Origin of the sequence: Empedobacter sp. UBA5987 (assembly GCF_002429865.1) — a bacterium.
Lineage (GTDB): Bacteria > Bacteroidota > Bacteroidia > Flavobacteriales > Weeksellaceae > Empedobacter > Empedobacter falsenii_B.
Window position 1 is genome coordinate 1 of record NZ_DJBB01000061.1, and the last position, 13,661, is coordinate 13,661.

Below are 13,661 nucleotides of genomic sequence, written 5' to 3' on the forward strand. Positions count from 1 at the left end.
GGTTTTTAGGGAAGATTACAATTTGTACAAATCATTCTCTAAAAAAGATCAAGATAAATTAATCAAAAATTTATCTGGAACTTTAAAATCGGTTAAAAATAAAGTAATTGTTCATAAAATGATTGCACATTTTTACCAAGCAAATACAGAATATGGAACACGTTTGATGAAGGCTACAAATACTTCTATGAACAATGTAAAGCAATATTTACCAAAATAATTTCTATTGGTTTGGAGTCGATAGAGTTCGACTCCATGACTTTCATAAAATCAATATTATCATGAAAAAGTATATATTTTTAGCCTTATTTCTATTCAGTTTTTCATCTATTTATACACAAGATTTGTTTAGTGCGGCGAGAGAAAATAATGTGAAGCAAATAGAAGAGTTAATTTCTAATGGAAAGCATGTAAATGAAGCAAATCAACGTGGATTTACACCTTTAATTTTAGCGATTTATAATAACAGTTCAGACGCTGCGAAAGTATTATTATCAAAAGAAGCAAATCCTAATGCGCAAGATTTATCTGGAAACAATGCGTTGATGGGAGCCGCCTTTAGAGGATTTCCTGAAATGGTAAATTTACTAATTGCGAATAAGGCTGATGTTAATCAAGTGAATTTTAATGGAGCTTCTGTTTTGATTTTTGCTGTAACATTTGGTCAAAATGAAATTGCCAAAAAACTAATCGAAGCTGGTGCAGATTTAAACATTAAAGATAACAATGGTAAAACTGCTTTAGATCATGCTATTTTACAAGAAAATAAAGAAATGATTGAATTATTATCGATCAAATAATTTTTATATTTTAATCTAATCAAAAAGCCATTCAGAATTTCTCTGAATGGCTTTTTATTATTTTGCAATAAACACCGGAATATTAACGCGATGTCTTAATTTATTAATCGTTTCTCCAAAAATAAAATCCATAAAACCTCGGTGTCCGTGCGAACCAACAATCAACAAATCTGCTTGATTTCGTTTACAAATTTCAGCAATCGAATTGATTCGATTATTGTAACCTAGTTCGATTTTAGTTTCATTAAACAAAGGACGAATGATTTCTGCATATTGTTCTAAACGTTTCAAATCTGATAGAGATTCTTCATCATTCGTACGCTCTCCCGTATATTTCGCAGAAGCACTTTCAACAATATGAACCAAAATAATGGCAGATTCAGTAGTAGCTAATTGTGTTGCATAATTGATGACTTTTCGATCGGTTTTCGAAAAATCTAACGCCACCACAATCTTTTTGAAATGTTGATTCGAAATTTCTTCTAATGTAAACTTCTCAAATGGTTCATGAATTTCTCTTTGATTTTCTTCATTTTTCTTCAACATAATTGGAATAAAAAATGTCAGCAATAATAAAACTAAAAGTCCTATTTCTAACGCTATAAGAAAAATATTTAAAGTGTAAGATTCACTATTTGCCATCCATTTATTAACTTCTTCATACACCAATTGCGCATTCAGAAATGAAATAATAAAAGCGATTGTCCATGCAAAAAATTTGGTTGTTGTATTGATTGCAAAATTCCCCATTTTTGTTTTGTCACTCACAAAATGAATCAACGGAATTACCGCAAAAGCCAATTGCATACTTAGGATAACTTGACTGAAAATTAGTAAAGAACCGACTTCTTTTTCTCCAAAAATAAGAATGACTACAACTGCTGGAACTACGGCTAATAATCGTGTCAAAATTCTTCTCAAAACAGGATTAATACGTAGATGTAAATATCCTTCCATCACAATTTGTCCAGCTAAAGTTCCTGTAACTGTAGAGCTTTGTCCAGCTAAAATTAAAGCAACTGCGAATAATTTTGGAGCCAAATCTGTTCCTAAAGTTGTCCCCAATAATCTATAAGCATCGCTCAGTTCTGCAACATCGTGATAGCCGTTTTTATGGAATACGGATGAAGCTAAAATTAAGATTGCAGCATTGACAAAGAAGGCTAAATTCAGAGCAATTGCGCTATCCCAAAAGTTATATTTGAGGGCTTTTTTGATTGAAAAATCATCGCGTTTTATTTGCCGCGTTTGGACGAGTGCAGAATGTAAATAAAGATTATGCGGCATTACAGTTGCGCCGATAATACCAATGCTGATATACAATGCAGCGCTATTTGGAATAGATGGAATAAATCCTTTTGCAACTTCTCCAAAATCTGGTTTTGCTAAAAACATTTCGGTTAAAAAACATAAACCAATCATCGTGATTAAACCAACAATGAAAAGTTCCATTTTTCGCATGCCTAATTTTTGAAGATAAAGTAGGAGAAAAGTGTCTAAGAAACTGATTAAAACACCATAGATCAAATCTATTCCAAAAAGTAAATTTAGACCAATTGCCATTCCCAAAATTTCTGCTAAATCACAAGCTGCAATAGCTATTTCGGCTAAAATATACAAGATGAGATTCATTCCTTTCGGATAAGTTTCTCGGTTACATTGCGCCAAATCTTTTCGTCGAACAATTCCCAAACGTGTACATAAACTTTGTAATAACAAAGCCATTATGTTACTCATCAATAAAACCCAAATCAAAGTATAACCAAATTGGCTACCGCCTGCTAAATCGGTTGCCCAGTTTCCCGGATCCATGTAACCAACGCTTATTAAGTAGGCAGGTCCAAAAAAACTTAGGATTTTTCTAAACTTTCCTTTTTTGATTTGAACACTTTCGTGCACATCTTCTAATGATTTTGATTGATTTGGCATTGAATGATATTTCTAATTCAAATTTATGTAAAAATGAATAAAAAAAGCAGTAATAGTAGGAATTACTGCTTTTGAGATAGTGAATGAATAAAATGGATTATATTGACGAAATCGCAAAGGCTAGACCTACGTTTCTTCTTGAAAATTCGTGAATTAATTCATCTAAAACTGTAGCATCATCAATTGTAGATGGAATTGTGAATGGTGTTCCGTCTGCAATTTGAGATAAAGTTTTGCGTAATATTTTTCCGCTTCGTGTTTTTGGTAGTCTGTTAACTATTATAGATGTTTTGAAACAGGCAATTCCGCCAATTTCTTTGCGTAATAAAGCAATCAAATCTTTTTCGATTTCTTCTTCCGATTTTGATGCGTTTTCTTTTGTAACAATCAAACCTATTGGAATTTGACCTTTCAATTCATCTTTAATTCCCACAACCGCACATTCTGTAATATCAGGATGAGAAGAAACCAATTCTTCCATTGTTGCAGTACTTAACCTATGACCAGCGACATTAATAATATCATCAGTTCGACCTGTAATAAATACAAAACCATTTTCATCTCTAAAACCTCCGTCACCAGTTAAATAATGATTCGGAAATTGTTGAAAATAACCTTTTATAAATCGGTGTTCATTTCGCCATAAACTTGTCATACAACCAGGAGGAAGTGGAAGCTGAATCACGATAGAACCTTCCTCTCGTATATCATTTTCTTGTCCTTCTTCATTTACAATTTTTATATTATACCCAAAAACAGGTAATCCAGCTGCGCCAGGTTCAGGCATTATATTTTCGATTCCAACACAAATTCCTAACATTGGCCAGCCGCTTTCTGTCTGCCACCAATGATCAATAACGGGTAATTTTGAAATTTCTTTTAACCAATAATAAGTAGATGTATCACAACGTTCTCCTGCTAAGAATAAACGTTTCAGACTTGACGTATCGTATTTTTGGAATAATTTTCCTTCTGGATCTTCTTTTCGAATTGCTCGAATTGCTGTTGGAGCTGTGAAAACATTTTTGATTTTATGTTCTTCAACCATTCTCCAAAAAGCTCCAGCGTCAGGAGTTTTGATTGGTTTTCCTTCATAAATAACCGTTGTAACACCATAAATTAACGGCGCATAAACGATATAGGAATGTCCAACAACCCAACCAATATCACTTGCAGTAAGAATTGTATCACCTGGTTCTAAATCATAAAAATAGTTCATTGTCGAATTTAGTGCAGTTGCATAACCTCCTGTATCGCGTACGACACCTTTTGGCGTAGAAGTTGTTCCAGAAGTATACAAAATATATAATGGATGTGTACTTGGAACTTCGATAGGTTCTATAGGTTGATGTTGATACATTTCATCATAGGTATGAACGTTTTCTGCTGATAAATCATCGGTGTGATTTGGACGTTCAAAAATGACAATGTTTTTTGGTTTGTAAAGTGTTAATTCAATTGCTTCATCAATCAATGGTTTATAGTTGATTTGACGATTAATTTCTACTCCATAAGACGCAGAAATAATAACATCAGGTTGAGCATCATCAATACGAATAGCTAATTCTGGCGCTGCAAAACCTCCAAAAACAACAGAATGTATTACACCAATTCTCGCACAAGCAAGCATCGCAACAATTGCTTCTGGAATCATAGGCATATAAATAATTGCTGTATCACCTTTTGATAATCCTAAGGATGTAAGACCTCCTGCAAAACGACTTACTTTTTCTAAAAGCTGATTGTACGTAATTTTTTGAACAACTTCTGTAACAGGAGAATCGTAAATTAAAGCAAATTGTTCTCCGCGTCCAGCTTTTATATTTTCCTCCAAAGCCAAACGGCTCATATTTATTTTTCCGTCAACAAACCACGAATAATATCCGTTTTCATTTTGTTTTAAGATTTGTTCAGGGTAAGTTGACCATGCTAATTTCTGCGCTTCTTCTTTCCAAAAAAGTTCAGGTTCTTCAATACTTTTTGAGTATAAAGTTTTGTAATCCATTTATGTGTGTGCTGTGTTTTATTTGTTTTGTTAAGTTAGAAAAATGTTTAGAATTAATAATAAAGTTTAAAATGTTTGTTTTAGGACAGTTAATTATTTATCAACTATACAATAAAAAGTAGTATATAATTGTAAATTGATAAAATCAGATTATATTAATCAACTTTTATTATTAAATTAATAGTGTAAAAAGTACGTTATAAATTAGATTGATTAAAAATAAAGACTTAAAAAACGTGATAAAATCAGTTGAATATTATAGTCAATAAAAAATAAAATATTGTATATTTAATCCTTCGAAGAAAGCAGATAAATAAAGGGAATTAAAGCTTTTTTCTAAATCAACAAAAACATAAGAAAGATGGATACGCCTCATGTTATTACAGACGAACAATTAGAGAGAGAGAACATTGAGATAACGAGACGTTATAAAGAGATGCTTCAAAATACATATGTCACTTTATCAGATGAAGATAAAAAGCTGATTCGTAAAGCTTTTGATTTGGCTGTTGATGCGCACAAAGATCAGCGCAGAAAAACAGGCGAACCATATATTTATCATCCGATTGCTGTTGCCAAAATTGTTGCTGACGAAATTGGGCTTGGCGCTACATCAATTTCTGCGGCTTTAATGCATGATGTAGTAGAAGATACAGAATATACGTTAGAAGACATTGAGAAACTTTTTGGAAAAAAGATTGCAAAAATTATAGACGGATTAACAAAAATTGCGGTCTTAAACAAGCAAGATGTTTCGATACAATCAGAAAATTATAAAAAATTATTGCTGACTTTATCTGAAGATGTGCGTGTGATTTTGATCAAAATTGCAGATCGTTTACACAATATGCGTACGTTAGAAAGTATGCGCGAGGATAAACAGTTAAAAATAGCATCCGAAACCATTTTTATATATGCGCCTTTGGCTCACAGAATGGGATTGTATAACATCAAATCAGAATTGGAAGATTTGAGTTTGAAATACACTAAACCGGATGCGTATTTTAATATTGAACATAAATTAACAGAAACAGAAGCCGAAAGAAAAAAATACATTGATGATTTCTGTAAGACTATTTCAGAAAAACTTGAAGCCGAAGGTTTAGAATTTGAGATAAAAGGTCGTTCAAAATCAATCAATTCAATTTATCGGAAAACAGTTAATCAAGGAATTCCTTTCGAGGAAGTGTTCGATTTATTTGCGATTCGTGTAATTTATCGTTCGGACAAAAAGAATGAAAAATTCTTAGCTTGGAAAATTTATTCGTTAGTAACGGATTTATTTATTCCAAATCCAAAACGTATGCGCGATTGGATTTCTCAGCCCAAAACTACTGGTTATGAATCGCTTCACGTAACGGTTATGGGACCACAAGCGCGATGGGTAGAAGTACAAATTCGTTCTGAAAGAATGGACGAAGTTGCCGAAATGGGTATTGCTGCGCATTATAAATACAAAGAAAATGTATCGGATGACGAAACAAAAGTTGATGAATGGATTCATCAAGTTCGTGAAATGTTGGAGCAAGAAGATACTAAGGATGCGATTGAATTTATGGATAATTTCAAATTCAATTTGTATTCAAAAGAGATTTATGTTTTTACACCAAAAGGAGACTTGCATTCGTTGCCAAAAGGAGCGAGTTCGTTGGATTTTGCTTACTCTATTCACACCAATGTTGGTGACCATTGTTTGGGTGCAAAAGTGAATGGGAAATTGTATCCGTTGTCGCATCAATTGCAAAGTGGAGATCAAGTAGAAATCATTACATCAACACAGCAAAAACCAAAATTAGAGTGGTTAGAATATGTTGTAACGAGTAAAGCGAGAAGTAAAATTAAAGCTTCTTTAAACTCAGATAAACGTAAAGTTGCAGAAGATGGAAAAGAAATTATTCAACGAAAATTAAGACACTTAAAGGTTGATTTTAATGATAATACAACTAATCAGTTACAGCAATACTTTAAGTTAAGTTCGAGTCAAGATGTATTCTATAATGTTGCAATGGGAATTATTGACAACAATGATTTACGCAAATTTGCAGAACGAAATACTGGCTTCACAGGGTTGATTAACCGTTTCAGAAAATCAACATTCAATACAACTAAAAAAGATGATATTCCTGTCGACAAAACGAAATTAGATAGTCTTGTATTTGGGAATGATGAAGAGCGTTTAGATTACGAATTAGCGAGTTGTTGTAATCCAATTCCAGGTGACAAAGTATATGGTTTTATCACAGTTTCAAAAGGAATAAAAGTACATAAGGTAGATTGTCCAAACTCAGTTTCGTTACAAGCAAATTACGCCTACAGAATTATAAAAGCGAAATGGATTGATTCTTCTCAACAAGAGTTCAAAGCGTTGATTGAGCTACAAGGATTGGATCGAGCTGGAATGGTGAGTGATATTACGTTAGTTATTTCAAAAAATAACTCGTTGAACATGCATAGTATTAATTTATCTGAGGATGCAGGTATTTTTGATGGAAAGATTACAGTTTCAGTTAAAAATAAAGCCGAATTAGAAAAAATCATGATGGAAATGAAAAATATTGAAGGAATTCAATCTGTAAAACGAACATATAAAAATTAGTTTTTATAAAATATTTAATTAACTTTATATAAATTAACGATTTATGAAAAAAATATTATTAGCTTTTGCATTTCTTCCAATGTTGAGTTTTGCACAAGAAAATTCAAATGAAAAAGTTTTAAATAGAATTGTACCAAGTTCTATATCTATTTCTGAATATGAAAATAGTAGACCTGCAATTTTTATTGATGGAGAGAGAGTTGATAAAAGTATTTTTACGAAAATGAGTCCAGATGAAATTAAATATATTACAGTAATCAAAACAGATAAAAAATATCCAAACGGAAAAATTGATATTGTTTCCAAAAAAGAGAAAGAATCATAACATAAAAGTTTGAGAAATTATGGAACAAATATTAATGATATGAAAAAATTACTATTAGCTTTTTTATTTCTTCCATTGTTGAGTTTTGCACAATCTAAAACTTTGAATGATACAATTCCTGGAATTAAAAATTCTAAATTAATCATTTCTTAACCAAAAAAAGATTTAAAAATAGGTTATTCAATTGACGGAAAAGATGTTGATTATGCAAGTTTTATTGCAGTAAATATGGATTTAGTAGATGATTTAAAATTTACAAAGCCTAATTCAAAATATCCAGATGGTAAAATAGAACTTTTTCTTAAAAAAAATAAACAAACAAAAAAGTCCAACTATTGTTGGATTTTTTTTGCTTGCTCATGTTACTAACAAAGGCACAAAGTTACAGAAATCTTTTTGATAATATCGCTTCATTTCTATTGAATAATCTTGTTAATTTTACATCCCGAAAACAAACAAACTCACGATGAACAAACAGAACTATAATCCAATTGAAGAAGTACTTGAAAAAATCAACGAAAAAGGAGGTTGGGTTAATACGCATTCACACTTAGATAGAGCTTATTCATTGACTTCGGACACTTTCGCATTATCAAATTCTTACTTAAAAGAAAAATGGCATTTAGTTGATGATATGAAACGTAATTCATCTGTTGATGATATTTATTTCCGAATGGAAAAAGCGATTAATTTCATGTTAGAGCAAGGTTGTCAAGCAATTGGTTCTTTTATTGATGCGGATGAAGTGATTGAAGATCGTAGTATACAAGCTGCTCAACGCTTAAAAGATAATTACGGAAAAGACATCGAAATGCGTTTTGCAAATCAAGTACTGAAAGGAGTTATCGATCCAAAAGCGCGCGAATGGTTTGATATGTCTTCTGATTTTGTGGATATTATCGGAGGTTTACCTGCAAAAGATTTCGGTCGAGAAGATGAGCATTTAGATATTTTATTATCAACTGCAAAAGCAAAAAATAAATTGGTTCACGTTCATGTTGATCAATTTAACACAGACGAAGAAAAAGAAACGGAACAATTAGCTTTGAAAACGATTGAACACGGAATGCAAGGAAAAGTTTCTGCGGTTCACTCAATTTCTGTAGCGGCTCATCCAAGAAAATATCGTTACGAATTATATGATTTAATTAAAAAAGCAGATATGCACATTGTTTCTTGTCCAACTGCTTGGATAGATCACAATCGTACAGAGCGTTTGGCGCCTTCGCACAACTCGGTAACGCCAGTTGATGAAATGATTCCAAGAGGAATTAACGTTGCCTTCGGAACAGATAATATTAATGATATTTATAAACCTTTTTCTGATGGTCATTTACTTACAGAATTGAGAGTAATGCTAGAGTCTTGTCACTTTTATGATGTGGAACAACTTTCAAATATTGCAACAGTAAATGGTTTGAAAGCTTTAGGAATTCAAAAATAAAATGTATATTTATACAAAATTAAATCTCGCTATTGCGGGATTTTTTTTGGAACATAAAATTAAAAACTACAATAAATTATGCGATTAAATGTACAGAATGAAACGGCTCAACTGCAAACTGTAGTCTTGGGTCGAGCAGAATCTAACGGAGCTAATCCAACACTTGATCAGACGTTCGATGCCAAATCTTATGAAACCGTAAAGAATAACGATTATCCAAAAGAAGAAGATTTGATTGCGGAAATGTCAGAATTTGAACAAGTTTTGAAAAAATATAATGTTAAAGTTTTACGTCCAACAATGATCGAAGATTGTAATCAAGTTTTTTCTCGTGATGTCGGTTTTGTAATTGATGATGAATTCTTTATCTCGAATATTATTCCAGATCGTTTAGAAGAATTACAAGCCTATTGCGAAATAAAACGTCAATTCAAAGGGAATAAAATCAATGCTTTACCAGAAGAAGTTTATGTAGAAGGTGGCGATGTGATTTTGTACAACGATTATATTTTTGTTGGAACGTACAAACAAGCTGATTTCAAAAATTATAAAACAGGACGTACAAATGTTGAATTTGTAGAGTATATCAAAGCCAAATTTCCCAATAAAAAAGTCTTGGATTTTGAATTGAAAAAGAATGATGAAAATCCTTACGAAGGAATCTTACATTTAGATTGTACATTCAATCCTGTTGGGAAAGACAAAGCAATTATTTACAAAGACGGCTTTTTATTTGAACACGAATATCAGCAAATTGTCGATATTTTTGGGAAAGAAAATTTATTCGAAGTGACAAAAGAAGAAATGTATTGGATGAATCCTAATGTGTTTTCAATTTCTCCTGAAGTTGTTGTTTCTGAGAAAAATTTTACACGTTTAAATGATCATTTAGAAAATGTATGGAACATAAAAGTGGAGCGAATTAATTACCGCGAAGTCTCTAAAATGGGAGGTTTATTGAGATGTTCTACAATGCCATTAATCAGAAAATAACATGAAACAAAAACAATATACATCAACTATTTTGATGGTTGAGCCAACAGCTTTTTATTACAATCCAGAAACGGCTGTTAACAATTATTTCCAAACAGAAACAACAGATTCTCAAGAAGATATTCAGAAACAAGCTTTAGAAGAATTTCAAGAAATGGTTTCTGCTTTGCGTTCGAAAGGTGTAAATGTTATCACGATTAAAGATACTGCTTCGCCACATACGCCAGATTCAATCTTCCCAAACAATTGGATTTCATTTCACGATAACGGAAATGTAGTGTTATATCCGATGTTTGCAAAAAATAGGAGAGAAGAGCGTCGTGAGGAAGATGTATTGAGTTTGTTGGAAGAAAAAGGTTTTCATATAGATGATGTGATTGATTTTACATCGGCAGAAGAAGACGAAATTTTCTTGGAAGGAACAGGAAGTATTATTCTTGATCGTGAACATGAATTGGCTTATGCGTGTATTTCTCAACGAACTGACGAAGATTTATTGATTGAATTTTGTGAGGAATTAGAATATACACCTGTTATTTTTCATGCGAATCAAACTGTAAATGGAGAACGCAAACCTATTTATCATACCAATGTAATGATGTGTATTGCAGATAAATATGCGATTATTTGTTTGGATTCTATCGATGATAAAAAAGAAAAGAAAGCGGTTTGTGAGTATTTATTAGAAACTGGAAAAGAAATTATTGCAATTACAGAAGCACAAATGCATCAATTTGCTGGGAATATGTTGCAAGTTGGCGGTTTAGGACAATCATATTTAGTGATGTCACAAACAGCTTATAATTCTCTTGATCAAGAACAAATTTCTAAAATTGAGGCTTATAATCCAATATTACCTGTTAAGATAAATTTGATTGAAAAATTAGGAGGAGGAAGCGCTCGCTGTATGATGGCGGAAGTTTTCTTACCAAAAAAATAAAAAATACACAAAAGGCTACGAATTTCGTAGCCTTTTTTAGTTATATTCTGTTAAGTGTTTCCAAAAACGTTTGGGCATCATTTGGATTTGTAACTTCGAATTTTTTCTTGCTTCGATTGTTGTCGAATTAAAATAAGATTTCCATAATTCTTGGTACAAATTCTCATTTACATCAATGAATTCAGTTGGAGTAGTTGAAGATTTTGGTGTAAAATTTAATTGTATTTGTTGAACATTTCCAGAAGATTTTTCATAATAAATTCCATATTTTCGAATCGTATCGTAAATAATCCAATTCTGGTCAGCATATCTTTTTCTGAAATGATTAATAATTAAAGGTAAAACATTATATTTTGGATCAGTTTTCGCAAAAAATAAATCTTGATTAATCTTTTCAAAACGGATAAATGCTTCATGATGATGCTTTTCTCTATGAACTGATCGATACATTTTCATAACATAAAAAACATAGTCATTTCCATAATTTGATTGAACTGCAACTGTTTCATTTATAATTAAACAACAATAATAAAACAGCTTTTCATAAGCTTCAGGTTCTTCTGACAAGAAAACAGCCTGTACAGCTTTGTAACTGGTTTTATTTAGTTTGTCTTTTATTTTTTTAAGTACTCTTTTTGCTTTTGTTTCATCTGTAATCACAGTATAAACTTCATCAAACATCGACGGTAAAAAATCTCTTTCAGATACTACTTTTATTTGCTTCGGTTTTCTAACATAATAATCAAAAATCAGTGTTAAAAAACCTTCAAAACTATTATCAAAAACATAAATTTCCATTAATCAAAAAGGTTTAATTGATTTGGCTGATTTTTAAGATATTTACTTTTACTAAAACTCAAAATTCTATTTTTAATTTGCGAACCAAGCAAATCTTTTTGTTGAAATTGATCATCTGCACACGTCATGAAAAATTTTGCTCTATTGTAAGCAATTCCAAGACGTTTTAACTGATAAGAATAGATTTTCCCAAACTTTCGAGCTGTAACAATTTTCTTCGCAGATTGAACACCAATTCCCGGAATTCTTAGAATTAAATGATAATCGGCTGTATTAATATCAATCGGATAAACATGTAAATTTCGTAAAGCATAGCTCAATTTTGGATCGATATCAGTATCCAAATGAGGATTTTGTTGATTAAGAATCTCCGTAACATCAAATTGATAAAAACGCATTAACCAATCTGTTTGATACAGTCTATTCTCTCGTAACAAAGGTGGCTGAGTTCCGATAGACGGCAACATATTATCATTGTGATTGATTGGAATAAAACCTGAATAATACACACGTTTCAACTGGAAATCATTGTAATATTGATTTGCTGTATACATAATTTGCATATCATTTTCGGGCGTTGCACCAATCACCATTTGTGTAGATTGTCCAGCAGGAACAAAGGTTGGAGTAGATTTGATTAATTTTCGTTCAGCATTAAACTCAACTCGTTGTTCATGAATAAATCCTAAAGGTTTTTTTACATCTTCGTGTGATTTTTCTGGTGCAACTAATTTAAGTCCTTTTTCTGTGGGCATTTCGAGATTTATGGACATTCGATCAGCATACAAACCAGCTTCTTTCAATAATTCATCACTCGCTCCGGGAATCGTTTTGAGATGAATATATCCATTAAAATTCTCTTCAAGACGTAACTTTTTTGCAATCAAAAGCAATCGTTCCATTGTGAAGTCAGCGTTTTTGAAAATTCCAGAACTCAAAAATAAACCTTCTATATAATTTCGACGATAAAAATTAATCGTTAAATCAACTACCTCTTGCACTGTAAAAGCAGCACGTTTTACATCATTACTTTTTCGAGAAACGCAAAAAGCACAATCATAAATACAATGATTCGTCAATAGAATTTTAAGTAAAGAAACGCATCGACCATCTTCTGTAAACGAATGGCAAATCCCCGACATAGATGCATTTCCTAAGCCTTTGTTTTGGTTTTGTCTTTTACTTCCGCTCGATGAACACGAAACATCATACTTCGCTGCATCTGCTAAGATGCTCAACTTCTCATCAATTCGATCAAAATTCATTCTACTTTTGCTTTATGCAAAAAGAATTCTTTTAAAAGTCAAACAATGTCGCTGAAAAAAGTTTAACAAAAAAATTAATCGTATTCTAAATTGATTAAAAGTTCAGTCTTTAATCGGCTGATAAAATTACAATCTAATTCAGAAAGAAGAATATCAATTAGTTGAGATAAAAAATCGCGATTAATATAATTAAATACAAAGGTTTTTTCATTGGTCATAAAATAAAAATCAAAATGACTAAAATAACCTGAAATTGATTTAATCTCTAATGCTGGAAGTTCTTCGGGTTGAAAAAAATCGCTTAATTTTGCACGATAATCATGAATTTTTTTGATAGAATTTGAAGTAATATCAACATATTCTAAGTTTAAATCTTCAATCTCATCTGAATAAAATTGAAATAAAAATTCGTTTTTAGGATAATCATTTATGTACAAATTGAAACGATTATCTTTTTGGTATAACTGAAAAAGTCGATTAAATTCTTGCACATTATTGATCATAATAGATGAAGTTAAATAATTGATTAAAATAAATTTAAAAATATTTAGTTAAATAATCAAATA

Annotated in this window: 12 protein-coding genes; 7 read left to right on the plus strand and 5 right to left on the minus strand. The window is 31.4% G+C overall.

Annotated features, from left to right (window positions below):
• A partial coding sequence (locus tag B3J26_RS10255) for a catalase-related domain-containing protein (protein WP_291074432.1) occupies nucleotides 1-220 on the plus strand: 220 nt, incomplete at its 5' end.
• A 61-nt stretch (nucleotides 221-281) separates the two neighbouring features.
• Nucleotides 282-800 carry an ankyrin repeat domain-containing protein gene (locus B3J26_RS10260; protein ID WP_291074434.1) on the plus strand — a complete coding sequence of 173 codons (519 nt, stop codon included), beginning with the start codon at nucleotides 282-284 and terminating at the stop codon, nucleotides 798-800.
• Between the two features lie 57 nt (nucleotides 801-857).
• Here the strand turns inward: B3J26_RS10260 and B3J26_RS10265 are convergent, their stop codons facing one another.
• Both B3J26_RS10265 and B3J26_RS10270 read right to left on the minus strand, forming a co-directional pair.
• Nucleotides 858-2,729, minus strand: coding sequence for an Nramp family divalent metal transporter (locus B3J26_RS10265; RefSeq protein ID WP_291074436.1), 1,872 nt, complete (start codon nucleotides 2,727-2,729; stop codon nucleotides 858-860).
• Nucleotides 2,730-2,826: 97 nt separating this feature from the next.
• Complete coding sequence (locus B3J26_RS10270) at nucleotides 2,827-4,734, minus strand: AMP-binding protein (protein WP_115000246.1); 1,908 nt, start codon at nucleotides 4,732-4,734, stop codon at nucleotides 2,827-2,829.
• Between the two features lie 361 nt (nucleotides 4,735-5,095).
• Here B3J26_RS10270 and B3J26_RS10275 point away from each other — a divergent pair, with 361 nt between their 5' ends.
• The 5 genes from B3J26_RS10275 (at nucleotide 5,096) to ctlX (ending at nucleotide 11,032) form a co-directional block, all read left to right on the plus strand.
• Complete coding sequence (locus B3J26_RS10275; RefSeq protein ID WP_291074438.1) at nucleotides 5,096-7,330, plus strand: RelA/SpoT family protein; 2,235 nt, start codon at nucleotides 5,096-5,098, stop codon at nucleotides 7,328-7,330.
• A gap of 43 nt (nucleotides 7,331-7,373) precedes the next feature.
• Nucleotides 7,374-7,655, plus strand: coding sequence for a hypothetical protein (locus B3J26_RS10280; protein WP_038335788.1), 282 nt, complete (start codon nucleotides 7,374-7,376; stop codon nucleotides 7,653-7,655).
• Nucleotides 7,656-8,121: 466 nt separating this feature from the next.
• Nucleotides 8,122-9,099 carry an amidohydrolase family protein gene (locus B3J26_RS10285; RefSeq protein ID WP_125349365.1) on the plus strand — a complete coding sequence of 326 codons (978 nt, stop codon included), beginning with the start codon at nucleotides 8,122-8,124 and terminating at the stop codon, nucleotides 9,097-9,099.
• A gap of 78 nt (nucleotides 9,100-9,177) precedes the next feature.
• Nucleotides 9,178-10,092: a dimethylarginine dimethylaminohydrolase family protein gene (locus B3J26_RS10290; RefSeq protein ID WP_291068641.1), complete on the plus strand. Its 915-nt coding sequence runs from the start codon at nucleotides 9,178-9,180 to the stop codon at nucleotides 10,090-10,092.
• A 1-nt stretch (nucleotide 10,093) separates the two neighbouring features.
• Complete coding sequence (ctlX, locus tag B3J26_RS10295) at nucleotides 10,094-11,032, plus strand: citrulline utilization hydrolase CtlX (RefSeq protein ID WP_291074439.1); 939 nt, start codon at nucleotides 10,094-10,096, stop codon at nucleotides 11,030-11,032.
• A 36-nt stretch (nucleotides 11,033-11,068) separates the two neighbouring features.
• Here the strand turns inward: ctlX and B3J26_RS10300 are convergent, their stop codons facing one another.
• From B3J26_RS10300 to B3J26_RS10310, 3 genes are all read right to left on the minus strand, one after another.
• On the minus strand, nucleotides 11,069-11,830 hold the full coding sequence (locus B3J26_RS10300; protein WP_291074441.1) for a TIGR03915 family putative DNA repair protein: 762 nt from the start codon (nucleotides 11,828-11,830) through the stop codon (nucleotides 11,069-11,071).
• A complete protein-coding gene (locus B3J26_RS10305; RefSeq protein ID WP_291074443.1) occupies nucleotides 11,830-13,095 on the minus strand; it encodes a putative DNA modification/repair radical SAM protein in 1,266 nt (421 codons plus the stop codon). Before B3J26_RS10305 ends, B3J26_RS10300 begins: the two co-directional genes overlap by 1 nt.
• Nucleotides 13,096-13,169: 74 nt before the next feature.
• Nucleotides 13,170-13,598, minus strand: a complete 429-nt coding sequence (locus B3J26_RS10310) for a hypothetical protein (RefSeq protein ID WP_291072437.1) — start codon at nucleotides 13,596-13,598, stop codon at nucleotides 13,170-13,172.
• Between the last annotated feature and the right edge of the window lie 63 nt (nucleotides 13,599-13,661).

Coding starts and splice junctions, on each gene's coding strand:
- B3J26_RS10260 (WP_291074434.1), top strand. CDS start 282: ATGAAAAAGTATATATTTTTAGCCTTATTTCTATTCAGTTTTTCATCT.
- B3J26_RS10265 (WP_291074436.1), bottom strand. CDS start 2,729: ATGCCAAATCAATCAAAATCATTAGAAGATGTGCACGAAAGTGTTCAA.
- B3J26_RS10270 (WP_115000246.1), bottom strand. CDS start 4,734: ATGGATTACAAAACTTTATACTCAAAAAGTATTGAAGAACCTGAACTT.
- B3J26_RS10275 (WP_291074438.1), top strand. CDS start 5,096: ATGGATACGCCTCATGTTATTACAGACGAACAATTAGAGAGAGAGAAC.
- B3J26_RS10280 (WP_038335788.1), top strand. CDS start 7,374: ATGAAAAAAATATTATTAGCTTTTGCATTTCTTCCAATGTTGAGTTTT.
- B3J26_RS10285 (WP_125349365.1), top strand. CDS start 8,122: ATGAACAAACAGAACTATAATCCAATTGAAGAAGTACTTGAAAAAATC.
- B3J26_RS10290 (WP_291068641.1), top strand. CDS start 9,178: ATGCGATTAAATGTACAGAATGAAACGGCTCAACTGCAAACTGTAGTC.
- ctlX (WP_291074439.1), top strand. CDS start 10,094: ATGAAACAAAAACAATATACATCAACTATTTTGATGGTTGAGCCAACA.
- B3J26_RS10300 (WP_291074441.1), bottom strand. CDS start 11,830: ATGGAAATTTATGTTTTTGATAATAGTTTTGAAGGTTTTTTAACACTG.
- B3J26_RS10305 (WP_291074443.1), bottom strand. CDS start 13,095: ATGAATTTTGATCGAATTGATGAGAAGTTGAGCATCTTAGCAGATGCA.
- B3J26_RS10310 (WP_291072437.1), bottom strand. CDS start 13,598: ATGATCAATAATGTGCAAGAATTTAATCGACTTTTTCAGTTATACCAA.